27 protein-coding genes and 1 pseudogene are annotated in these 22,221 nt (G+C 62.6%); 7 read left to right on the top strand and 21 right to left on the bottom strand.

The window, feature by feature from the left end; translation table 11 throughout:
* Positions 1–21 precede the first annotated feature (21 nt).
* Together V1277_RS25825 and V1277_RS25820 are read left to right on the top strand one after the other, a co-directional pair.
* Positions 22–816, top strand: a complete 795-nt coding sequence (locus V1277_RS25825; RefSeq protein ID WP_334418733.1) for a pentapeptide repeat-containing protein — start codon at positions 22–24, stop codon at positions 814–816.
* Between the two features lie 34 nt (positions 817–850).
* Positions 851–1,195 (top strand): hypothetical protein, encoded by a 345-nt coding sequence (locus tag V1277_RS25820; RefSeq protein WP_334418732.1) that lies wholly within the window; start codon positions 851–853, stop codon positions 1,193–1,195.
* Between the two features lie 18 nt (positions 1,196–1,213).
* On the opposite strand, the gene V1277_RS25815 is transcribed toward V1277_RS25820, so the two are convergent.
* From V1277_RS25815 to V1277_RS25800, 4 genes are all read right to left on the bottom strand, one after another.
* Complete coding sequence (locus V1277_RS25815) at positions 1,214–1,450, bottom strand: hypothetical protein (protein WP_334418731.1); 237 nt, start codon at positions 1,448–1,450, stop codon at positions 1,214–1,216.
* Positions 1,451–1,570: 120 nt separating this feature from the next.
* Complete coding sequence (locus V1277_RS25810) at positions 1,571–2,401, bottom strand: hypothetical protein (protein ID WP_334418730.1); 831 nt, start codon at positions 2,399–2,401, stop codon at positions 1,571–1,573.
* Between the two features lie 321 nt (positions 2,402–2,722).
* The gene (pqqA, locus tag V1277_RS25805; protein WP_035728097.1) at positions 2,723–2,803 is read right to left on the bottom strand and encodes a pyrroloquinoline quinone precursor peptide PqqA; all 81 of its coding nucleotides are present in this window, start codon (positions 2,801–2,803) and stop codon (positions 2,723–2,725) included.
* Positions 2,804–3,097: 294 nt separating this feature from the next.
* Positions 3,098–3,424, bottom strand: a complete 327-nt coding sequence (locus V1277_RS25800) for a hypothetical protein (protein WP_334376270.1) — start codon at positions 3,422–3,424, stop codon at positions 3,098–3,100.
* Positions 3,425–3,561: 137 nt separating this feature from the next.
* Here V1277_RS25800 and V1277_RS25795 point away from each other — a divergent pair, with 137 nt between their 5' ends.
* The gene (locus V1277_RS25795; RefSeq protein ID WP_334418729.1) at positions 3,562–3,825 is read left to right on the top strand and encodes a hypothetical protein; all 264 of its coding nucleotides are present in this window, start codon (positions 3,562–3,564) and stop codon (positions 3,823–3,825) included.
* Between the two features lie 22 nt (positions 3,826–3,847).
* Here V1277_RS25795 and V1277_RS25790 read toward each other — a convergent pair whose 3' ends face one another.
* The 9 genes from V1277_RS25790 to phnG are packed head-to-tail and all read right to left on the bottom strand — an operon-like array spanning position 3,848 to position 10,799.
* The gene (locus tag V1277_RS25790; protein ID WP_334418728.1) at positions 3,848–4,459 is read right to left on the bottom strand and encodes a pyridoxamine 5'-phosphate oxidase family protein; all 612 of its coding nucleotides are present in this window, start codon (positions 4,457–4,459) and stop codon (positions 3,848–3,850) included.
* A gap of 1 nt (position 4,460) precedes the next feature.
* Positions 4,461–5,072, bottom strand: a complete 612-nt coding sequence (phnN, locus tag V1277_RS25785) for a phosphonate metabolism protein/1,5-bisphosphokinase (PRPP-forming) PhnN (RefSeq protein WP_334418727.1) — start codon at positions 5,070–5,072, stop codon at positions 4,461–4,463.
* Entirely contained in the window at positions 5,069–6,223 is a 1,155-nt protein-coding gene (locus V1277_RS25780; RefSeq protein WP_334418726.1) for an alpha-D-ribose 1-methylphosphonate 5-triphosphate diphosphatase, read from the bottom strand. The genes phnN and V1277_RS25780 overlap by 4 nt, the downstream gene beginning before the upstream one ends.
* 13 nt (positions 6,224–6,236) lie before the next feature.
* Positions 6,237–6,935, bottom strand: coding sequence for a phosphonate C-P lyase system protein PhnL (gene phnL, locus V1277_RS25775; RefSeq protein ID WP_334418725.1), 699 nt, complete (start codon positions 6,933–6,935; stop codon positions 6,237–6,239).
* 8 nt (positions 6,936–6,943) lie between these two features.
* On the bottom strand, positions 6,944–7,744 hold the full coding sequence (phnK, locus tag V1277_RS25770; RefSeq protein ID WP_334418724.1) for a phosphonate C-P lyase system protein PhnK: 801 nt from the start codon (positions 7,742–7,744) through the stop codon (positions 6,944–6,946).
* Positions 7,737–8,621: an alpha-D-ribose 1-methylphosphonate 5-phosphate C-P-lyase PhnJ gene (locus tag V1277_RS25765; RefSeq protein WP_334376277.1), complete on the bottom strand. Its 885-nt coding sequence runs from the start codon at positions 8,619–8,621 to the stop codon at positions 7,737–7,739. Before V1277_RS25765 ends, phnK begins: the two co-directional genes overlap by 8 nt.
* The gene (locus V1277_RS25760; protein ID WP_334418723.1) at positions 8,618–9,721 is read right to left on the bottom strand and encodes a carbon-phosphorus lyase complex subunit PhnI; all 1,104 of its coding nucleotides are present in this window, start codon (positions 9,719–9,721) and stop codon (positions 8,618–8,620) included. The genes V1277_RS25765 and V1277_RS25760 overlap by 4 nt, the downstream gene beginning before the upstream one ends.
* Before the next feature lie 3 nt (positions 9,722–9,724).
* Positions 9,725–10,333 (bottom strand): phosphonate C-P lyase system protein PhnH, encoded by a 609-nt coding sequence (gene phnH / locus V1277_RS25755; RefSeq protein ID WP_334418722.1) that lies wholly within the window; start codon positions 10,331–10,333, stop codon positions 9,725–9,727.
* A gap of 4 nt (positions 10,334–10,337) precedes the next feature.
* Positions 10,338–10,799 carry a phosphonate C-P lyase system protein PhnG gene (phnG, locus tag V1277_RS25750; RefSeq protein ID WP_334418721.1) on the bottom strand — a complete coding sequence of 154 codons (462 nt, stop codon included), beginning with the start codon at positions 10,797–10,799 and terminating at the stop codon, positions 10,338–10,340.
* 104 nt (positions 10,800–10,903) lie between these two features.
* On the opposite strand from phnG, the gene phnF reads away from it, so the two are divergent.
* Entirely contained in the window at positions 10,904–11,629 is a 726-nt protein-coding gene (phnF, locus tag V1277_RS25745) for a phosphonate metabolism transcriptional regulator PhnF (protein WP_334418720.1), read from the top strand.
* Positions 11,630–11,633: 4 nt separating this feature from the next.
* On the opposite strand, the gene phnE (V1277_RS25740) is transcribed toward phnF, so the two are convergent.
* The 5 genes and pseudogenes from phnE (V1277_RS25740) to phnC all read right to left on the bottom strand — a co-directional run bounded on the left by phnE (V1277_RS25740) (position 11,634) and on the right by phnC (position 16,288).
* Positions 11,634–12,491 carry a phosphonate ABC transporter, permease protein PhnE gene (gene phnE / locus V1277_RS25740; RefSeq protein ID WP_334418719.1) on the bottom strand — a complete coding sequence of 286 codons (858 nt, stop codon included), beginning with the start codon at positions 12,489–12,491 and terminating at the stop codon, positions 11,634–11,636.
* Positions 12,491–13,375, bottom strand: a complete 885-nt coding sequence (phnE, locus tag V1277_RS25735) for a phosphonate ABC transporter, permease protein PhnE (RefSeq protein ID WP_334418718.1) — start codon at positions 13,373–13,375, stop codon at positions 12,491–12,493. Before phnE (V1277_RS25735) ends, phnE (V1277_RS25740) begins: the two co-directional genes overlap by 1 nt.
* 98 nt (positions 13,376–13,473) lie before the next feature.
* Positions 13,474–14,413 (bottom strand): annotated as a pseudogene (phnD, locus tag V1277_RS25730) (phosphonate ABC transporter substrate-binding protein).
* 60 nt (positions 14,414–14,473) lie between these two features.
* The gene (gene phnD, locus V1277_RS25725; protein WP_442894602.1) at positions 14,474–15,409 is read right to left on the bottom strand and encodes a phosphonate ABC transporter substrate-binding protein; all 936 of its coding nucleotides are present in this window, start codon (positions 15,407–15,409) and stop codon (positions 14,474–14,476) included.
* A 63-nt stretch (positions 15,410–15,472) separates the two neighbouring features.
* The gene (gene phnC, locus V1277_RS25720; RefSeq protein ID WP_334418716.1) at positions 15,473–16,288 is read right to left on the bottom strand and encodes a phosphonate ABC transporter ATP-binding protein; all 816 of its coding nucleotides are present in this window, start codon (positions 16,286–16,288) and stop codon (positions 15,473–15,475) included.
* 189 nt (positions 16,289–16,477) lie between these two features.
* On the opposite strand from phnC, the gene V1277_RS25715 reads away from it, so the two are divergent.
* Genes V1277_RS25715 through V1277_RS25705 form a run of 3 tightly spaced genes read left to right on the top strand, consistent with a single transcriptional unit; the run spans position 16,478 to position 19,043 of the window.
* Complete coding sequence (locus V1277_RS25715) at positions 16,478–17,143, top strand: transferase hexapeptide repeat family protein (RefSeq protein WP_334418715.1); 666 nt, start codon at positions 16,478–16,480, stop codon at positions 17,141–17,143.
* Complete coding sequence (locus V1277_RS25710; protein ID WP_334418714.1) at positions 17,140–18,333, top strand: alpha-D-ribose 1-methylphosphonate 5-triphosphate diphosphatase; 1,194 nt, start codon at positions 17,140–17,142, stop codon at positions 18,331–18,333. The genes V1277_RS25715 and V1277_RS25710 overlap by 4 nt, the downstream gene beginning before the upstream one ends.
* A 20-nt stretch (positions 18,334–18,353) precedes the next feature.
* Positions 18,354–19,043: a DUF1045 domain-containing protein gene (locus V1277_RS25705; RefSeq protein WP_334418713.1), complete on the top strand. Its 690-nt coding sequence runs from the start codon at positions 18,354–18,356 to the stop codon at positions 19,041–19,043.
* Between the two features lie 12 nt (positions 19,044–19,055).
* On the opposite strand, the gene V1277_RS25700 is transcribed toward V1277_RS25705, so the two are convergent.
* Genes V1277_RS25700 through V1277_RS25690 form a run of 3 tightly spaced genes read right to left on the bottom strand, consistent with a single transcriptional unit; the run spans position 19,056 to position 22,023 of the window.
* A complete protein-coding gene (locus V1277_RS25700) occupies positions 19,056–20,555 on the bottom strand; it encodes a tripartite tricarboxylate transporter permease (protein ID WP_334418712.1) in 1,500 nt (499 codons plus the stop codon).
* Positions 20,556–20,582: 27 nt separating this feature from the next.
* Positions 20,583–21,032, bottom strand: coding sequence for a tripartite tricarboxylate transporter TctB family protein (locus V1277_RS25695; RefSeq protein ID WP_334418711.1), 450 nt, complete (start codon positions 21,030–21,032; stop codon positions 20,583–20,585).
* A 10-nt stretch (positions 21,033–21,042) separates the two neighbouring features.
* Positions 21,043–22,023: a Bug family tripartite tricarboxylate transporter substrate binding protein gene (locus V1277_RS25690; protein ID WP_334418710.1), complete on the bottom strand. Its 981-nt coding sequence runs from the start codon at positions 22,021–22,023 to the stop codon at positions 21,043–21,045.
* Positions 22,024–22,221: the final 198 nt, after the last annotated feature.

Genomic DNA, 22,221 nt, shown 5'->3' with positions numbered 1-22,221 from the left:
CGTGATCGGTTGGGGTTGACGATGAAACGCTCGATCGGAACTGCAGCGCTCGGTCTTGCTCTTGTGGCGATGACGGCAACGGCCCAGGACATGATGCGTCATGTTGACCTGTCGTCGCCCGATATGGTCTCGGCCGAATTGACCCGCGGAGAGGTCGAGGCCGCGCTCGCCGCAGCGACCATCGCCGCGCCCGCCGATTTCACCGGGAAGAGATTATCCGGCCTCGACCTGTCGGGACTCAACCTGTCCGGCGCAACTTTCCGCGCGGCCCGGCTCAACAAGACAAAGCTCGCCGGCGCCAGACTCGACGGGGCAATCCTCGACCAGGCATGGCTAGTCGAAGCCGACCTGACCGGAGCAAGCCTGAAGGGCGCAAATCTCTTCGCTTCGCAGATGGCTCGCGCCCGTCTCGACGGCGCCGATCTTTCGGGAGCACGCGTCGCTGCCGATCTCACCGGTGCGAGCCTCGTTGGCGCTTCGATCGCGGGCGCAAATCTCGGTGCCGACATGCGCAACCAATCGATGGGTTTGATGCGCGCGGTGCTGAAATCGGCCAATCTGGAACGTCTGAACGCGCGCGGCGCCGATCTGTCTCGCGTCGATCTCGAATTTGCGGTGCTGAAGAGCGGCGACCTCACCGGCGCTTCTCTCAAGAGTGCCCAACTGGGCGGAGCCGACCTGACCGGCATCACCGTCGTCGATACCGATTTCGACGGTGCCGATCTCGATACGGCCCGGTTGATCGCCCCGATCGGTCTCGATCGGGCAAGAAACTTCGATAAAATCAAAAATCGAGACCGTCTGATCAGGCAATGACGGCTCCAGGAGCCCCGCGACGAAAGGATGACCGATGCGATGGATACTGGCTTTGGTGGCACTGCTGTCAACGAGCGCCAACGAGGTGGCCGCGCAGGGAAAAGGCATCCGGTTGTGGAATCTTACGACGGCGACCATTTCCGAGTTTCAGCTTTCCCCGCCCGGCAAGAACGATTGGGGTCCCAACCTCACCCTGAACGACAGGGACAAGGAGGTCGACCACGACGAACGCCTGCGCATCACGGGCGTCGAGCCTGGACGTTATGATGCCAAGGTCGGCTATCGCGGCTCAAGGCACTGCTTCGTTCGCGACGTCGAAATCAAGGCTGACGCCGTGTTTTCGATCGCGGACAAGGATTTAAAGGACTGTAACAGATAGCCGCCACTGGACGACCATTCAGCCTGCCGACCACACGGCGTCGCCGGATGCCTTTCGGTTGGTGCCTGGATATTCGCAGTGCCACTTGACCGCGGTCCATTTCGGGTGTTCGCCAATCCACTGCGCGATGTAGGGCTGCGCAGTCATGGCACATTGCTGCAACGAAGTATTTGAAGAAAAGACCAAATGGGTTTCCTCGCAAGTGGTGGGCGAGAGCACCGCACAGACGGTCACGACCAAATCTATCGGAGTCATTTCTGATATCCCTTGCATTGTTCCCGAACAGATAACGCAAAGAGCTACGCAATGGGCGGCCTGACGTTTCACTACCCCGTGAAAAAGTCGGAACTCGGGCCGTGCGCGCAGCCGCCAGCCCTAAAAGTTGACGCCAAATACCAGCCGCGCCTGGTGACGTTCGAAATTGACGAGATCAAGGCCGGCAGTCGACCCCGCCGGACGCCCCCACGCTTGCAAGCTCCAGCTCGCGGTCAGCCGCGAGCTTTTCGACAACTGGAAATATGCGGTCGGACCAACAAACAACGCCTGCCCTGCAAGTTTGTCCAGACTGATCCCCTCATATTTTCGCAGGTAACGCGCCTCTCCGCCTAGCAAGAAACCGGGATACAACTGCGCCATGACCCCAAGCGCCGTGCCGGCGGTGGACTCCCGCTCCATCGCGCCACTGCCGATCAATCGTGTCCACTCTGGTTCGTAGATCAGGTTGAACGCGGCGACGACGCGATTCGGTACGAGCTCGCGATCGAACGCCAGCCTGAATTCAGTCCCGAAACTCCGGACCGCTTCAGCGGTCGTCTCCTCGACACGATGCGCGTGCGCTTCCGTCGCGAACGTAACTCCGAATGGTGCCGTTTCCCGATCGAGAAAGCGGTAGCGCAAATCGATCGACCCGCCCTGCCATGACAGCCGGCGCTGGTCGTCAATGCCCGGCACGCCACTGATCAGATGCGACGCAAACGTGCTTCCCACCTCGATTCGAAAATTCCGGACCGGCACAAATTCCAGTTCAAACTCCTGGCCAACCGCCCGATAAGTACCCCCGTTCCTGCCGAAGCGCCCGGTCGTCTCGCTCTGAAACTCCCGTTCGCCGACATTGCCGACATTGGTGCCGATCATAAAGCCGAACAGATGCTCGGTGTCGATGCCCTCGGCATAGCCACAAGCCGGCAGCAGCGCAGCAAAGAACACGACCGCCGCCTGGAAGGTCCTTGCACGCATAGACATTCGCATTCAGCGGGTCATGGGGTTGAACAGGTGATTCCCGGCGGTGCCGACCGGTCATACCCTAGCATGATGCGGCGACCATTCGCGAGCCATGGGAAGACACGGAATGCAGGTGGAGCGGCACAGAAACTGGACTGGATCGGCGCACCATCGGCAGCCTACAGGAGATCCCGCTGGCTTTGGCAGGATCCGCGGGCTCACTCGTGGTGCAATGGAGGACTTGAACAGCCTGCCCGGCCCGCAGCAACAGGCTGTTGCCGGAGCCGGGCGGACCGCTTCGACGCTCTATTTACGCGCCGCGCAGGCGTACATGTTGATTTCCATGCCCACCGACACTTCCACGATCTTCGGAGTCTTCCAACTCATCAGGGTCCTCCCAAGCAGTGCTGACACGACGTTCGTGCCGGGACGAAAACTAGGGTCACGGTGGACAGAGCGCAAGTACGGAAGGTCGAAGGTCGCACTAAGCGCACGATCTCCGAAGGAAGAAGTTCGCTCTTGGGCAAGCCTACTTCCCTCTTGGACAAATCCTGCGGATGAGGGGCGCGGAATCGACGCATGCACCGCGAGGGTTCGTCCAATCACAGTTCGAACGACCTTCTATTACGCATCCGCGCTTGTCTGCCGAAGCAGTATGACGACCAGTGTCGATACGTATCTTCAGCAGTCCTTATCTGCCTCTGTGACCTTGTCGCCCTTGGCGCCTTCAGCCTGCTGTGCCGCCGTCGGTTCGCCTTGCATCTGCCGCTGCGTATCTTGTGAAGATGCAGCAGTGTCTCCCGCCGCTCGATTCATCTTATCGGTCGGCGGATGTTGATCGGTGCTGCCGGCCATACCGGTTGTCTGGCTGTCGCCCATCTTGGCCGGTCCGGAGCCAGCATCCTTCAGGTTGGCCGCGCGTCCCGTCTCGCAAGGACCCGCAAGTGCTGCGCCGGTGCTCAAGACCAGGATCGAGCAACCAGCAAGAATGAGCCGTTTCATTTTCATCTGTCTCTCCTTCCTTTTCTTGTGAAGCGCGCGCAACACGATGAGAGGCAACCGACCCGCTGTCCGCAGGTTCCGGGTGGCTATGCTAATATCGACACGTTTAATCTGACGCGTGCGTTACTAGTGAGGACAATCCGATGGAACCGATTCACCGAGGGTTGATCAGTTTTCTTTTCGCGCTGTGCTTGGCATCGGGGGTGTTTGCGCAGGAAAGGCAGCCTGGCCAAACCGCACCGAATGCGGAAACCGCCCTGCCCGCTGACGGGTCACCGCTGACCGGAAAAGAGCGCCTAGGAAAAAAGTGGATGGACGAGCAACGGATCGACAATTGCAACGTGCCCATCGACAAGCGCGGCAGCAAGCCGCGATCCATGACCTGCCCGCATGTTCCGGCAGGATGATCAGCGGCGACGATCAGCGCCCTCACCACATCGTCTGCCGCGCGCGCTCCGGCCATTCCCGATCGTATTTCTCGCCACCGACGGCGTTGTCGCTCATTCCGGCAAGGATCTGGCCGGGCGTCGGCAAGCTTCTCGGGTCGACGCGCTTGTCGGGATTCCAGAGATCGGAACGCACGATGGCGCGCGCGCACTGGAAGTAAACCTCCTCGACCGTCATGACGATGACGGTGCGCGGCGCCTTGCCTTCCATCTTGAACGACGCGAGCAGTTCCGGATCGGCGGAGACGTGTGCGCGACCGTTGATGCGCAGCGTGCTGCCGGAGCCGGGGATGAGAAACAGGAGCGCCACCCGCGGATCGCGCACGATATTACGCAGCGAATCGCAACGGTTGTTGCCGCGGCGATCCGGCATCATCAGCGTTTTCTCATCGTGGATGCGAACGAAGCCCGGCAGGTCGCCGCGCGGCGAGCAGTCCAGCCCCTCCGGTCCGCAGGTCGCGAGCGCTGCGAACGGCGATTTGTCCATCAACGCCCGATAGGCTGGCGTGACGCGGTCAGCGACTTTGACCGTCGAGGCATCGTTGGGAAAGCCGTAGATGGCCTCGAGCTGCTCGATGGTAGCGATAACAGTCACTTTAGCTCTCCCGTCGATCGTCCCATTTCTCGCCCTTGATGACGCGGACGAGCTGGCGGGCATGGTATTCGGCGCTGCCGGTGTTGACGATGGTGACGTCGGGCGCGGCCGCCGCATCCTCCACCGTGCGACCCAAGCGGGCTTCGAGCCTGCCGTCGCTGCTCCGCCGCCGCATCGCCAGCCGCTCGGCCAAAACGTTTGGCGGGGCCGTGATCGAGACCACCACCACGTCGGCATAGGCACGGCGTATCGCGCCGATCACGGTGCGCGATACGTTGGCAACGATGGTTCGCCCGGCGCGGATTTCGTCGTCGATCGCGCGCGACAGTGCGTAGCAATGACCGTGGGCTTCCCAATGCATGGCGTATTCGCCACGCGCCAGCGCCTCCCGGAACGTTCCGGCGCTGACCTGTTCGTTTTCTTCCGACGCCGACGCCTCGCGCGTAATCACGCGGCGTGGAAACACAATTTTGCTGTCATCGGCGCAGGTGGCCTTGGCGAGGCCGAGCAGCGTGTCTTTGCCGGCGCCGCTTGGGCCAACCACCAGGATCATACGGCCCGGCCCGATTGCGACGGCCTGGCCTGGCGCTGTGGTTGTCAAGGTTTCCGTCATGCCACGCGCCGCCCTTCCCGCCAGACGCTGCGCACCACCGGAATGTTGCGGGCGACATGCACCCGGATGACATCGGCCCGCTTGCCGGCTGCGATCTCGCCACGGTCCGCAAGGCCGACGGCCTCGGCTGGTGTCTTGGTGACGGTGCGGACGGCGGAGGCCAGATCAATCGCCGGCACATGCTGCGGCAATTGCAGGGCTGCCATCAAAAGACTCGAAGGGATGTAGTCGGACGACAGGATGTCCAACAGTCCCTCGCGGGCGAGATCGATGGCGGCGATGTTGCCGGAATGCGAACCGCCGCGGACCACGTTCGGCGCGCCCATCAGGATGCCGATGCCGGCCTGATGCAGGCCGCGCGCGGCTTCCATCGTGGTCGGAAACTCGGCGACCGAAACGCGATCCTGGATCGCATCGGCGACATTTTCCTCGGTCGTGTCGTCGTGGCTGGCGAGCGGGATTTCATATCGATGCGCAAGCGCCACGATTTCGCGCAGATTGGTCGCGGCATAGGCCTTCTGATAGGCAAAGCGCTTCTCGAACAGTGTATCGAGCTCGGCGTCGGTCTTGCCGCCGCCCTTGCCGCGGTAATAATCGCGGAGCTTGACCTCGTCGCGAAACTGGCGTTGGCCCGGCGTGTGGTCCATCAGCGACATCAGCCGCACGTCTGGCCGATCGATCAGCTCCCTGGCCTCCTCGACCACGCTGGGCATCGGGATTTCGCAGCGCAGGTGCAGGAAGTGGTCGGCACGCAGCAGGTTCGCCTCGCGCGCGGATGTGATCGCCTCCGCCAGTACGCCTGCCCTGCCGTCAACCTCCTCGGCGCCGTCCTCGCGCCAGACCCGGAGCGAATCCAGAACCGTGGTGATGCCCGAGGTTGCCAACTGTCCGTCGTAGGAAACCACCGCCGCGATCGGATCCCAGAACACCTTTGGGCGCGGCACATAGTGCATTTCGAGATGGTCGGTGTGGAGCTCGATCAGGCCTGGCATGATCAGGTCGCCGCCAGCGTCCTCGCTGCCGGACGGCGCAGTGCCCTCGCCGTATTCGGCAATACGGCCATCTGCGAAAGTGACCCAGCCGTGCTCGATCACACGATCGGCCAGTACAAGGCGGGCGTTGCCGAGGATGGTTTCGTGCTTCGAAGTCATCTCACATCTTCCTTCATGCCGCGGCGGCAAACGATGTCACGTCGACGATGCGGTCGGCGATCAGATGGCGAATTTCATCGTCATGGACGATCGCCACCATCGCGACGCGCTGTCGCTTCTTCTGTTCAATCAACTCAACGACAACGGCGCGATTGGCCGCATCGAGCGAGGCGGTCGGCTCGTCCAGCAGCAGAATCGGCAGCTCGGAAATGAAGCCACGCGCGATATTGACGCGCTGCTGCTCGCCACCGGAGAACGTCGATGGCGGCAGCGCCCACAGGCGCTCGGGAATGTTGAGGCGGCGCAGCAGCGCGCCCGCCTTCTCGCGGGCTTCCGCGCGTGCAATTCCGTTCGCAATCAGCGGCTCCGCCACCACATCGATGGTAGCGACCCGCGGCACCGCCCGCAAGAACTGGCTGACATAGCCGATTGTCGAGCGGCGCACGCTAAGCACCTGCCGCGGCTCGGCCGTGGCAAGGTCGATCACCGTGCCCTGATGCCGGATGCCGATCCGGCCGCCATCACAGCGGTAATTTCCAAAGATCATTTTCAGGATCGAGGATTTGCCGGCGCCGGAAGGGCCCGACAGCACCACGCATTCGCCCGGCTCGACCTGAAACGAGACGCCGCGCACCACGGGCAGCTCGACGCCGCCCTGCAGATGCATGGTAAAAGTCTTTTCGGCGCTGGTGATGTCGATCATCGCAGTCATTGGCGTGCTCATGCCGGCAAAATCGAGGAAACGAGCAATTGGGTATAGGGCTCGCGGGGGTCGTCGAGCACCTGGTCGGTCAGGCCGGTTTCGATGACGCGCCCCCCCTTCATCACCATCACGCGGTGCGACAACAGCCGCGCCACGGCGAGGTCATGGGTGACGACGATGGCGGCAAGGCCGAGCTCGCTGACGAGATTGCGCATCAGATCGAGTAGCCGCGCCTGCACCGACACGTCGAGCCCGCCGGTCGGCTCGTCCATGAACACCAGCCGCGGTTCGGTGACCAGATTGCGCGCGATCTGCAACCGCTGCCGCATGCCGCCGGAATAGGTGCGCGGCGCGTCGTCGATACGCGCTGTATCGATCTCGACGCGCTCCAGCCAGGACGACGCGGTATCGCGGATGCGGCCGTAATGATTCCGGCCCACCGCCATCAGCCTTTCGCCGACATTGGCGCCGGCCGAGACCGCCATCCGCAGGCCCTGCGCGGCGTCCTGGTGCACATAGCCCCAATCCGTACGGAACAAGAAGCGGCGCTCGGCCTCGCCGAGGCTGCCGAGATCGCGCAACACGCCATCCCGCATCCGGTATGACACCCGCCCGGCGCTCGGCGCGAGCTGCGCGGACAATAGTTGCAGCAGCGTAGACTTGCCCGAGCCGGACTCGCCGACGATAGCCAGCACCTCGCCGGGATAGAGCGCAAAGGATACGTCGCGGCAGGCGATCAACCGGCCGTAATTCTTGCCGAGATGTTCGGCGACCAACAGCGGCTGGTCGTCTTGCATGGGGTCTTGCGGCTCAGCCATGCGCCCTCTCCTTGTGCGGCGCCGCGCTCTCGCTGCCGCGATGGCCGGCCAACTGGCGAGACTCGCAATAATCGGTATCCGAGCAGACGAACATCCGGCCGCCCTTATCGTCGGTGACGATCTCGTCGAGATAGGAATCGCCGGCGCCGCACAGCGCGCAAGGCGCGTCGAACCGGTAGCGCGCGAACGGGTGATCCTCGAAGTCGAGCGATACCACGTCCGTGTGAGGCGGGATCGCGTAGATGCGCTTTTCGCGCCCTGCGCCGAACAGTTGCAGCGCTGGGCAATTGTCCATCTTCGGATTGTCGAATTTCGGCGTCGGCGACGGATCCATCACATAGCGCGCATTTACCTTCACCGGATAGGCGTAGGAGGTCGCGATATGGCCGAAGCGCGCGATATCTTCGTACAGCTTGACGTGCATCAGGCCATATTCGCCTAGCGCATGCATGCGCCGCGTCTCGGTCTCGCGCGGCTCCAGGAACCGCAGCGGCTCGGGGATCGGCACCTGATAGACCAGCACCTGCCCGGCATGCAGCGGCGCTTCGGGAATCCGGTGCCGGGTCTGGATGACGGTGGCATCCGACGTAGCGGTCGTCGTTGCGACGCCCGCGGTCTTGCCGAAGAATTTCCGGATCGAGATCGCGTTGGTGGTGTCGTCCGAACCCTGGTCGATCACCTTCAGCACGTCGTCGGGCCCGAGGATCGCCGCCGTCACCTGCACGCCGCCGGTGCCCCAGCCATAGGGCATTGGCATCTCGCGGCTGGCGAACGGCACCTGATAGCCGGGAATAGCGATCGCCTTCAGGATCGCGCGGCGGATCATCCGCTTTGTTTGTTCGTCGAGATAGGCGAAATTGTAAGCTGGCGCGTTCATTCCGCGGCCTCCTGCATGTCCGGCGCCTCATTGGCCTCGGCGAACTCCTTGCGCAGCTTGCGCAACAGACCGAGCTCGGACTGAAAGTCGACGTAATGCGGCAACTTGAGATGCTCGACGAAGCCGGTCGCCTGAACATTGTCCGAGTGCGACATCACGAATTCCTCGTCCTGGGCCGGAGCGATCACTTCCTCGCCCAGCTCGCGGGCACGCAGGCTGCGATCAACCAACGCCATCGACATGGTCTTGCGCTCGCTTTGCCCGAAGGCCAGACCATAGCCGCGCGTAAAGCACGGCGCTTCCGTCGCCGATCCCTTGAACTGGTTGACCATCTGGCACTCGGTCAGCTCAATTGAGCCGAGCGGGACGGCAAAGCCCGCATCCTCGGCGAAGAATTCCACCTCCACCTCGCCGAAGCGGATTTCGCCGGCAAAGGGATGGTTGCGGCCATAGCCGCGCTGTGAAGAATAGCCGAGCGCCAGCAGGAACCCCTCGTCGGCACGCGCAAGATTTTGCAGCCGCAGATCGCGGTCGGCCGGAAAGCTGAGCGGCTCGCGCGTGAGATCGCCGACCGGCGCGTCGGCATCCGCTGCCGGCGAAGGTTCGATCAAGCCATCACGACCGAGAATGTCGGTGACGCGCGGCGTTGCCGCCTGCGTTACCTCCGACGTCGCCGGCTGCTCCGGCACAAAGCCGTCCGCAAGCTGCGGGTCCAGCAAGCGGTGGGTATAGTCGAAAGTCGGCCCCAGGATCTGGCCACCCGGAATATCCTTGAACGTCGAGGAGACACGCCGGCGGACCTGCATCTCGCCGGTGTTGACCGGCTCGGTCGCGCCAAAACGAGGCAGCGTGGCGCGGAAGGCGCGGACCAGGAAGATCGCCTCGATCAGATCGCCGCGCGCCTGCTTGATGGCGAGTGCCGCCAGCTCGCGGTCGTAGAGCGAGCCTTCGGTCATGACGCGGTCGACACCGAGCGAGAGCTGCTCGGCAATTTGCTCCAGCGAGAGTTCGGGCACATCACGGTCGCCACGCCGCTCATGCGCCAGCAGGCGGTGGGCGTTCTCAATGGCGCGTTCGCCTCCTTTGACGGCTACATACATGGGCTACGCTCCGCTTGCGACCAGCCGCGTGGTTCGGGGGATCGCGACAATCAAGTCGTCATGGACCAGCACGACATCGATGCCGCGCGGGAACAGGGCTTCGTTGATGGTGAGCCGCTGAAAGAGGTCGCGCGGCTGGAGCATCGCCTGCAGCAGCGCTGTACCGTCGATGCCCGACCCCCTCATCTCGAAGGTGGGTCCCTGCGTCAGGCTCTCGGCCTGCAAGATCAGCGTCGTCGACCTGTCAGGATATTCGTTGCTGCCGAACGCGAAGCGATCGAGCGCCGGCAGGTTCTTGGCGTCGCCGACCAGGGCGAAGCTGGCGATCGATGAATCCGCGACCACCGGCGCGCTGGTATGGAACTTGAGCCACTTCGCCACATCAGGCGTGGCCGACATCGCGGCATCGAGCCAGATCGGCGTATCGTGATCGAACAACGTCAGCGCGATCGCCGCCGCGCCGCGCATCATCCCGGCCGGCGCGCCGACAGCCGCCGTGACCCGTTGCACGCTGCCGGGACGCGCCATCGCATCCATCACGGAGCGGAAGGTCGACTGCGCCGACAACACCTTGTCGGCAAAGCCTGCGGGCAATTCTGCAACCGTCGTCATCGCATCACCCCTCGCCGCGCACCATGGTGTAGAAATCGACCCGCGTCGCCGCAGCCTCTGCCGCCTTGCGGTTGCGATCGGCGATCATGGCAGCGCGCAAAGGCCCGATCACCTTGGTCTCGACTTCACCCGAAAGCGCCGTCGACTGCACCATGGCATCGCATAGCGCGACCATCTGCGCCTTCTGCCTGTCGCGGCCGAGCACGTAGCCGAAGCCGATCTCGCCGGTCGCAAGACGCACCGCCGCGCGCGACACCGTGGCCTCGCCGAGATTGAACGGCGCACCGTCGCCGCCGATGCGGCCGCGCACCATCACGAGGCCATTCTCAGGCTCGCGCAGGTTTTCGTGCGCGGGTACCGCGATCGCCGCGAGATGGCCCGCAATGTCGCCAGCCTCGGAATGCGCCAGCACCGCCATCGCGGCCTTGCGCTGCGCTTCTCTGCTGTTCCGCCCGGTCAATCCCATGAGCAACCTTGCCTGAATCAAGTTGTCTATGATAATAGACAACTTGATAGCGGAACGCTATGACTGTTTCGTGACAAACGGATAATTTCTGGTATCACCACGCCATGAGCCTGCAGGAGAGTTCCGGCGTCGCCTTGTGGCGGCAGGTTGCCGACGGTATCGAGCGCGGCATTGCCGACGGCCGCTTTGCTGCGGGCGAAAAGCTGCCGGGCGAGATCGAGATCGCCGATACCTATCGGGTCAACCGCCACACCGTGCGGCGTGCTCTGGCTGCGCTTGCCGAACGCGGCCTGGTGCGCGCCGAACGCGGCAGCGGCACCTATGTCGAGGCGCAACGCCTCGCCTATCCCTTGCGCTCGCGGACGCGATTTTCCGAAATCGTCGGCGCCGGCGGCCGCGAGCCGCGCGGCCAATTGATAGATGCCTCCGAAGAGCCCGCGACGCGCGAACTGGCCCGTGAGCTTGGACTGAAGACCGGTGCGCCCCTGATCCGGATCGAATCGGTGCGGCTCGCTGACCGCACGCCGATCTGCGTCAGCACCAATTGGCTTTCCGCCGATCGCTTCCCGGGCGCCGGAGCGGTCTTCGCCAACGCACGCTCAATGACCAAACTGCTGGCGCATTACGGCGTTCGCGATTACCGTCGCGCCTCAACCCGCGTCACCGCCGGGATTGTGGACGCCACCGACGCGGCAAGGCTCGATCTCGCGCTCGGGCGTCCCGTTCTCGTGGTCGACAGTACCGATGTCGATACCGACGGCAAACCGCTGGTAACCAAACGCGCGCGCTTCGCCGCGGAGCGTGTCGAGTTTCTGGTAGAGAACAGCTAAGGAGTTACCCGACGGCGCGCCGCCCGATGATCGCGAAGCGGAGACGCGATGAAATGGCGTCAATGATCGCCACAGTGATCAGGATCATGATGATCAGAAAAGCAACGCGATCCCAGTTCTGCTGGCTGATCTCGTTGGAAAGATAAAGACCAATCCCGCCTGCCCCAACGATGCCGATCACCGTCGCGGAACGCGTATTTGACTCGAAGTAATAAAGCACCTGGCTCAGGATCACCGGAAGCACCTGAGGGACGATGCCAAATCGAATCTTGTGAAGGCTCGACGCGCCGGCCGCAGTTATACCGTCGACGGGTTTGGTGTCAGCCGTTTCGATCGCCTCGGAGAACAGTTTGCCGAAGGTTCCGAGATCAGACATGGCGATCGCCAGGATCCCGGCAAAGGGACCGAGCCCCACCACATTGATGAAGATGAGCGCCCAGATCAGCGTGTCGACACCGCGGATCGTGTCGAGCGCACGACGTGAAAGAAAATGAATGATGCGTTGGCCGACGACATTCCGGGCCGCAACGAATGCCACGGGATAGGCAACAATCGCCGCCAGGAGGGTTCCCAGAAAGGCGATGGCAAGCGTTTCCGCCAGGCCCTTCAGATAGAGGTGAAGCAGGCTACCGGGGTTCGGCGGAAACATCAGGCCGACGATCACACCAAGGCGGCCGATCCCGGTCGCCAGCTTTTCGAACGAGAAGCCGAGCCATATCATGCCGAAGATGAACAGCCCGACGAGCGCAGCAACCACTGACAGGGTCTGCATTCGTTTGAGAAGCGATGGCCTGAAGATCTCCGGATAGGCCTGGACAAGGCGGGTGCGATCGGTCTCGGTGAGGCTTGAAAGGTTCGACATCACGCACGCCCTTCCATGCCAATGAGACGGAAGCGCAGACGCTCGGTCAAGAGATCGATTGCAAAAACGGTTACAATGATCATCAACAGGATCGCGCTGACATCGGAATAGTAGAATTGTCGAATCGAGCTCAGCAACTCCTTGCCAATACCGCCGGCGCCGACAAACCCCATGACAGAGGCCCCGCGCACATTGATCTCGAAGCGCAACAGCGTATAGCTCACGAAATTCGACAACACCTGCGGCAGGACCGCGAAGCGAATCTGTTCAAACCAGTTCGCGCCTCCCGCCTTGACGCCGTCGATCGGGTTCATGTCGATATTCTCGACGACCTCGGCAAACTGCTTGCCTAGTGCGCCGACGGTATGGATCGCAATCGCCAGGACGCCTGGCACCGGGCCGAGGCCCAGCGCATATACAAACAACAGCGCAAACACGATGTCGGGAACGGTTCGACAAAATTCAAGCGAGCGCCGCACCAGCGTCCGTGCGACCACACTCTTGACGAGGTTGGCGCTCGCGAAAAAACAAAGACAGAATCCGATTCCCGCACCGAGGAACGTGCCGACATAGGCGACCAGAAGCGTCTCGCCCAATAGCGCGAGCCAGCCGTCCCAGTTCCAGAACCACTCTGCGAGGTCAGTGGTGAGATTGGCGGGCCGCAGCTTCGGCAGAATATCGTAAAGGTAGCTCCAAAATCTTGGCAGCCCTTCCGCGAATTTGTGCAGATTGACCTCGCCACCCCAGGCGGCAAGCGCCGCACAGAGCGCGACCGCAATTGCAAGGAGCCAGGAGCGGCGGCGCTTCGCAGCCGTTGCCGCAGCATATTGCTGCAGGAGCACCGCGGCTCGTGGCTCCGAAATGCGATAAAGATGACTGCTCAACGAGCTAACTCTTCCGGGCGATGCGCCCTGAGGATGAAACGATTTTCGCGGATCGGTGGCGAACGCCTCCGATCCGCTACGAATACGATGGTTTCGAGCTATGAAGCCTTTTTCTTGCGCTGCTCATCAAGCCAAAGGTTCATCTTGACCGACTCTTCGTAGTCCTTGGCAGTCACCTCTACGAAACCCAAATCCTTGCCATCCGAAAGCTTTGCGAATGCATCCTTATCTTTCTGGGGCGCCTCGACGAACGCCTTGGCGATTGCCTTTTTCAAGTCTTCCGGCATGTCGGCAAGATATGCGAACGGTGAACCGGGCAAGAGCGGCGACTTCCATGCGATGCGGAAATCAGCCTTAGTCATCGGCGATCCGTCTGCTTTCTTCACCATGCCCTTGTTCAGCATGCGGGTGAGGTTCGAATCGTCCTCCGAATTCCACCAGTTCACGGCGGCATCCACGGTGCCGGCGGCGAGTGCCAGCACTGCGTTTTCGTGACTTCCGGTCGTTTGCCCGACCTTGAAATACTTGTCGATCGGGAAGCCCTGCTGCGTCAGAAAGAAGTTGGGCGCCTTGAAACCGGACGTCGATTCGACATCGACGAAGCCCAGCGTCGTTCCTTTCAGATCCTCGATCGATTTGTACTTGCTGTCAGCACGGACATACATAACCGAATAATAGCCGATCGAGCCATCGCTGTTCTTTGTCGTCACGAACGGCACGACCTTGCCGCCCGAGACGGTATTTGCGCGCGCATACGAGCCCGGCCCATAGAAGCCGATATGAATTTGCTTGTTCTTCTGCCCCTCGATCACCGCGGTGTAGTCGCTTGCCACGCGCAACGTAACCTTCACGCCCAACTCCTTCGAAAGGTTAATTTGCGAAGGGCGTGTAACGTTCAAGCGTTCCGGTCGCGTTTTCCGCGGGGACCAGCGCCATCACCAGTTCGGGGTACTTCTCTTTCCACGACTGGGCGAAGGCGGGCGTTGCAACGATAGCCAGGCCGGACGCCAACAACAGCAATGCACGTCGGTTCAACATTTCTCTCTCCTCTGATTTTCTGAAATGGCCGCAAGCTGAAAGACGACGACCCGAACAAGATCAGTTTGTAGGTTTGCGTTTGCGTTGCTCATCAAGCCACAGGTCCATCTTGACCGACTCGACGTAGTCTTCCTTCGAGACGCGCGCAAAATTCTCAACCTTGCCGTCGGTCAATGCGTCGAAGGCAGCCTTGTTCTTTTTGGGCGCAGCCAGGAAGGCCTGAATGATCGCGGACTTGAGGTCCTCGGGCATGTCAGCAAGCAGCGCAAAGGGTGACCCCGGCAGCAGCGGTGATTTCCAGATGACGCGGAAATCGGCCTTCGTCATCGGTGTGCCGTCGGGCTTCTTCAGCATGCCCTTGGTGAGCATTCGGACCAGATTCGAGTCGTCCTCGCCGTTCCACCAGTTGGCCGCCGCGTCGACCGTTCCGTTCGCCAACGCGAAGATAGCGTTTTCGTGGCTGCCGGTTGGCTGAGCCAACTTGAAATGCTTTTCGATTGGGAAGCCCTGGTCGGCCAAAAAGAAAGTCGGCGCTTTGGAACCGGAGGTCGATTCAACATCGACCAGCCCCAACGTCTTTCCTTTGAGATCATCGATGGATTTGTATGGGCTGTCGGCGCGCACATAGATCACGGAGTAGTATCCAATCACGCCACCCGAACTGCGCAGGGTCGCGAACGGGACAACGTTGCCGCCGGATACGGTGTTGGCTCGCGCATAGGAGCCGGGCCCATACTGGCCGATATGGATTTGCCGGGTCTTCTGGCCCTCGATCACCGCCGTATAGTCGTTGGCGACACGTAACGTGACTTTCACGCCGAGTTCATTCGTTAGATACTCAGCAAAAGGTCCAACGCGCGCCAGAACCCCGGTTGCGTTCTCGGCCGGCACCAACGCCATCACCAATTCGGGATACTTCGCTTTCCATTCCTGCGCCGAAGCCGCGGAAGCTATTGCGGCCAGCGCAGCGGCGAGAACAAACCGACGATTGAACATCATGAACTGGTCCTATTACGAGTTCGAGGTCACATGGATCGACGGTCGAAACGGATGCCAGCTTCAGGCCGCAGCAGCGGTGCCGAGTTCCGGAACGGCTACTCCATCGGGCGCCGGCGCAGGCGCGATGCCCATGACGTCATTGGCTTCGAGGTCATAGAGCTCGCGCGCGATGCGATCGGTCAGCGTCTCCGGCGCGCCGTCGAACACCACCCGCCCGGCCGCCATGCCGATCAGGCGGTCGCAGTACGTCCGCGCCAGGTCGAGCGAATGCAGGTTGCAGATCACGGTGATGCCGAAATGCTTGTTGATGCGCAGCAGCGCGTCCATCACGATCCGCGTGTTGCGGGGATCAAGCGAGGCGATCGGCTCATCGGCGAGAATGATGTCGGGCTCCTGCACCAGTGCGCGGGCGATCGCGACGCGCTGCTGCTGACCACCGGAAAGCTGGTCGGCGCGCTGGGCGGCGATCGCCGCCATATCGAACTGCTCCAGTGCCGACATTGCCAGCGCCCTGTCCTCTTCGGGCCAAAGCTGGGTCAGCGAGCGCCAGGACGGAATTTCAGCCAACCGCCCCATCAGTACATTGGTTAGGACATCGAGCCGGCCGACCAGATTGAACTGCTGGAAGATCATCGCGGAGCGCGCGCGCCATTGCCGCAAATCCTTGCCGCGCAGCGCGGTCACGTCGACGCCTTCGAACAGGATGCGTCCCTCGGAAGGCTCGGCGAGGCGGTTGATCATCCGCAGCAGCGTCGACTTGCCGGCGCCGGAGCGGCCGATCACGCCGACGAAGCTGCCGGGCTGGATCGAAAATGACGCATTGTCCACCGCGGCCTTGGTGCCAAACCGGCACGTCAAACCCTCTACCACCAGCATGCACTGCTCCAGAATTCCGATCGTGAAGCATCGCTAGCGGCTCGATCTTACAGTTGTGTGACACGAGTGCTGCGCTGCGGCGTTCGTCCACAGCAGCGGCTGGCGTCATGTGTCCGTCATGATCCTGTCATCAAGCGCATCGAAGACGAGCGGGTGCCCCTTTCCCCCAATTGTTGATGGACGTTACCGATGGCCGGCAAGATGCTTTCCACTGAACCATTGGTCGACCCCACCGCGTCAGTGCGCGACTGCCAGCTTGGCGCCTACACCGAGGTCGGCGCCCGGACCATTCTGCTCGAAGTCGCGATGGCCGATTATTCCTACGTCGTGAACGACTCGCAGATCACCTACACGACGATCGGGAAATTCTGTTCGATCGCGGCGATGACACGCATCAACCCGGGTAATCATCCGATGCACCGGGCCTCGCAGGCGCATTTCACCTACCGTGCCAGCAGCTACTTTTCGGGCGAGAGCGACGATGCCGAGTTTTTTGCTTGGCGCCGCAAGCATCACGTCCATATCGGCCATGACGTCTGGATCGGCCACGGCGCGGTTATTCTGCCCGGCCGCTCGATCGGCACCGGCGCGGTGGTCGCGGCCGGCGCCATCGTGACCAAGGATGTCCCCGCCTATACGATCGTTGCAGGCAATCCGGCACGGCCGATCAAGCGGCGCTTTCCGGAATCCATTGCCGGGCGGCTTGCGGAACTCGCGTGGTGGGATTGGGGCCATGAGATGCTGCGCTACGCCCTGCCCGATTTCCGCAAGCTCGATGTAGAGGGCTTTCTCGAAAAGTACGAAGCTGCCGCAGCAGCTACGCGCCGTCCATTCAACCAGAGCGCCGCATCGTGACCGAACTGTTCATCGAAGGTGGCCGGGCCCTGCTCGGCCACGAAATCGTCGAAACCTCATTGCGGATCGCTGGCCGCGAGATCGCAGCTGTAGCTGCGTACAGCAACCACAGCATCGGCGGCGTCAATGCCGATGGCCTCCTGGTATTGCCGGGCATTGTCGATCTGCATGGCGATGCCTTCGAGCGGCAGATGATGCCGCGCCCCGGGGTCGACTTCCCGATCGATGTGGCGCTTGTTGACAGCGACCGGCAGGCGATCAGCAACGGGATCACGACCGTCTACCATGCCACGACCTGGTCGTGGGAGCCCCGCCTGCGCAGCGCCGACAATGCCAGGCGCTTGCTGGAGGCGATCGAGCAGATGCGGCCGCAGCTCGCCGCCGACACTCGCTTCCACTTGCGTCACGAGACCTACAATCTCGACGCAGAAAGCGAAATCATCGACTGGCTGTCGGAAGGACGCGTCGACCTGTTCGCCTTCAACGACCATATGGACTCGACGGTCGCCAGCCTCGCCAAGCCGCAAAAGCGCAGCCGAATGGTCGAACGCACAGGCCTCAGCAATGAGGCGTTCGATCGCCTGGTGGAACGTGTGGTTTCCCGCGGCCACGACGTGCCGGCTTCGATCACCCAGCTGGCGCAGGCAGCGCGCGCGGCGGGTGTCCGGATGCTCTCGCATGATGACGAGAGCCCGGCGAAGCGGCAGGCCTTTCGTGCGCAGGGCGTTGCAATCGCCGAATTTCCGGTCAACGAGGAAACCGCACGCGATGCTGCCGAGGCCGGTGACTTCATCGTGTTTGGCGCGCCCAATGTGGTGCGCGGCGGCAGCCATACCGGCTGGACCAGGGCCTCCGACATGATCGCCAAGGGCCTCTGTTCGGTGCTTGCGTCGGACTATTATTATCCGGCGCCGCTATTGGCGGCATTCCGGCTTGCGACCGACGCCGTTCTGCCGCTGGGCGCGGCATGGCAATTGATCTCGGCGGCACCGGCACGCGCCGCCGGCCTCACCGATCGCGGCACGCTCGCCGCGGGGCAGCGTGCCGACATCCTTCTCGTCGATGACACAGTGCCGCTGCGGCCGCGGGTAGTCGCAGTCATTGCCGCGGGGCGTCTCGTACATCTGACGGAGGCGAACCGTCTCGTCCATTCGTCCACAGCACCACGCAAGGCGGTTGCAGCCGCGTGAGGCGGCCCTATTCTGGCGCAATGGCAAATTACCCCCGTTACGCAATCTATTATACCGCCTCGCCCGGCAGCGCGCTCGACCGGTTAGGCGGCTCTCTGCTCGGCTACGATGCCCTGAGCGGCGAAGACCTGCCCTTTCCGGACGGACTCCCATCGGACTGGCGCGAGCTGACGCGCGATCCGCGCAAATACGGCTTTCACGCCACGCTGAAGGCGCCGATAGCGCTGGCCGACGGCAAGGCCGAGGCACAGCTTGCTGCGGCATGCGAATTGTTCGCCGATCTGGCCCGGCCAGTGCCCGTGATCCAACCGGTCGTCGATTCGATCAGCGGTTTCATTGCGGTCATTCCCGCCGAACCGTCGGCAGATCTCGACCTGCTTGCCGCCCAGGCGACCAGGGCATTCGATCCGTTCCGCGCTCCCCTCAGCCCGGAAGATCGCGCGCGGCGAAGTCCGGAGGCGCTGACGCCACGGCAGCGCGACTATCTCGACCGCTGGGGCTACCCTTACGTCTTCGAAGAATTTCGCTTCCACATGACGCTGACGGGGCGGCTTCCCGCCGAACGGCGCGAGCCGGTTGTGGCAATGCTACGCAGCAGGTTTTCAACAACCGGCATCGGCCCGCTCGCGATCGACGCCATCGCGCTGTGCCGTCAGGACAATCCGAATTCGCACTTTCGGGTCATCGGTCGCTGGCAATTGCGCGACTGACGCCCACACCGCTCATTCCGCCAGCGCCTCTTTCCGCGTTCTCAGAATTGCCGGCGAAAGCATTGCCAGCAACAAGGCGGCGACGACTGCGAGGATGACCGCGCTGATCGGCCGCGACAGAAAGACGGTGAAATCGCCGTCCGCGATCAACATCGCGCGCCGGAAGTTTTCTTCCAATTGTGGACCTAGCACGAGGCCGAGCAGGAGCGGCGCCGGCTCGACGCCGATCTTGATGAAGAAATAGCCGATCAAGGCGCAACCCATCATCAGCCAGACATTGAACAGGCTGTTGGCGATTCCGTAGGTGCCGATACAGCAGAACAGCACGATGGCGGGAAACAGCAGGCGGTAGGGAATCTTCAGCATCGAGACCCACAGGCCGATGAGCGGCAGGTTGATGATCAGCAGCATCAGGTTGCCGACCCACATGCTGGCGATGACGCCCCAAACCAGCTTGGGCTGCTCGGTCATGATCTGCGGGCCGGGCTGGATGCCCTGCATCATCAGCGCGCCGATCATCAGCGCCATCAGGGCGTTGGCGGGAATGCCGAGCGTCAGCAGCGGAATGAAGCTGGTCTGGGCGCCGGCATTGTTGGCGGCCTCCGGACCGGCAACGCCCTCGATGGCGCCCTTGCCGAAGCGTGAGGGATCGCGGGCGAGCTTCTTCTCCAGCGCGTAGGAGGAGAACGGCGGAAGCGCGGCACCGCCGCCGGGCAACACCCCCAGCACAGAGCCCAGCGCCGTGCCGCGCACCACGGCCGGAAAAGCCGCCCGCAAATCCTGCCAGCTCGGGATAAGGCTGCGGATCGACTGGCTGACGACGCGGCGCTCGGCGGGTCTTTCCAGATTGGCGATGATTTCACCCAGCCCGAACAGGCCCATCGCGATCGGCACGAAATCAAGACCATCCGATAGAGCGGCGATGCCGAAGGTCATGCGCGCGACGCCCGAGGAGACATCGATCCCGACGAGGCCGAGCAACAGCCCCAGCAGCACCATTGCCAGCGATTTGGCGACCGAGCCATGCGCGAGCACGACCGCGGCAATCAGGCCGAGCACGAGGAGACTGAAATATTCAACCGCGGTGAATTTGAGCGCCAGCACCGACAACGGCACGCTGAGTACCGCGATCACGATCGTCGCCATCGTGCCGGCAAAGAACGAGGCAATCGCGGCAATGGCCAGCGCGGTTCCGGCCCTGCCCTGCTTGGCCATCTCGTGACCGTCGATACAGGTGACGACCGACGACGTCTCGCCCGGCACATTGACCAGGATGGCGGTGGTCGAACCGCCATATTGCGCGCCGTAAAAGATGCCGGCCAGCATGATCATGGCGCTCGCAGGCGACAGACCGAAGGTGAAGGGCAACAGCAACGCCACCGTTGGAATCGGACCGATACCGGGCAGCACGCCGATCGCAGTCCCGATGACCACGCCGATCAGGCAGAAAATCAAATTGTTGAGTTGAAGGGCCGTCGAAAGCCCCATCAGCAGATTGTCAAAGAGTTCCATATGCGTCTGCCTGCGAAGCGTGCCGCCCTAGCGGGGCCAGATCGGGATCGGCAAGCCCAGCAACTTGACGAACAGAAGAACGGCGGCGCCCGAAAGCACGATGGCAAACGCCACGGTCTCGACAAGCCGGCCTTCTCGCGTGGCGAAGCTGGCGAGCATCACGGCGGCGACGGAGGCGATCGCAAGGCCCAACCGCTCCGCCGTCAGCGCGAAAACGCCGACAGAAGCCAGGATCGCCAGCAGCGGCCGCAACTGAACGGGTGCGATGCCGCGACCCGCGCGCCAGAGCCCACGCCCAGTAAAGAAGATGCCGAACGCCATCAGCGCGAGTGCGACGACGCGGGGCATGTAGCCGGGGCCCATGTCCGCGGCATGACCGACCGTCAGATTGCGCGTGGCGACGAGCGTACCCGTCGCCACCGCCACGAGGAACAGGCCAAACAGTAGGTCCTGCAGGTCGGTCCGGGAACGCGTCATCAGCCCGCCCTTAGCTGCCCTTGATGCCGGCCTCGCGAATGATCGTGCCCCAGCGCGTCGTCGCGTCCTTGAGCCAGTTGCGGAATTCCTCCGGCGATTGGCCGCGCACCACGCCACCCTGCTCGGCGATCTTCTGCTGAATCTCGGGCAGCTCCAGGATCTTGCGGATTTCGGCGTTCAATCGTGCGACCATGGCGGGCGGCGTGCCACCCGTGGTCAGGATGCCCTGCCAGGTCCCGGCGTCGCCGCCGGGCAGGCCGGCCTCCTTGAAAGTCGGCAGATCGGGAGCCGAGGCAATCCGCTGCTCGCCGGTGACAGCAAGTCCGACAAGCTGCTTGTTTGTTACAAAAGGCATCGTCGCCGCAGCGCCGTTGATGATCACGCCGCTCTCCCCGGACACGACGGCGCGCGAGGCGGCGGCCCCGCCCTTGTAGGGAACATTCTTCCACTGAATTCCGAGTTCCTTCGCCATCACCACGGCGGTGATATGATTGGCACCGCCGACGCCGGAATTGGCGACGGTGAGCTTGTTCGGATTGGCCTTGGCGTATTCGATCAGCTCCTTGGACGTCTTCGCCGGGACCGATTCGTGGACGGCCAGGACGTAGGGGCCGAACATCACCATGGAAATGGGCGCAAGGTCCTTCTGAACATCGAAAGTGAGATCGGAGAACAGGCTGGGCGCCGTTGCCAGCGATCCGACATCCATCAGCAACAGCGTGTGGCCGTCGGGCTGCGCCTTGGCGACGGCGTCGGCCCCGAGATTGCCCGCTGCGCCCGGCTTGTTCTCGACCACGACCGACTGACCGATGGCGGCGGATAGTTTTGGGCTGATCAGGCGCGCCAAAATATCCGAGGTGCCGCCGGGGGCGAACGGCACGATCAGCCGCACGGGCCGCTCAAAATTCTGAGCGCCGGCTCCGCTTGGCGCCAAGGCACACACTGTAAGGACAGCGGCGGCAATCGCCCGGGCGCGAGATGGCATAGACATCGGTCGTTCCTCCGTTTCAAAGCGCAATTCAGCGCGATCCCGCCGTTTTCGCCGGCAGGCTGCAGACCTTCGAGGCAGCGTTGGGGAGGAATGATAGGTCATGGGCAGGGTGGCCTATGAATTAGTCTGCGGATAGGTCGATACCTTTTTTGGATGGATCGTCCGCGCATCAGCCGGTAGAAGTCGGACATCCGGCCG

Origin of the sequence: Bradyrhizobium sp. AZCC 1588, from assembly GCF_036924735.1 — a bacterium.
Taxonomy (GTDB): Bacteria; Pseudomonadota; Alphaproteobacteria; order Rhizobiales; family Xanthobacteraceae; genus Bradyrhizobium.
This window is presented reverse-complemented; position numbering and strand designations above follow the sequence as displayed.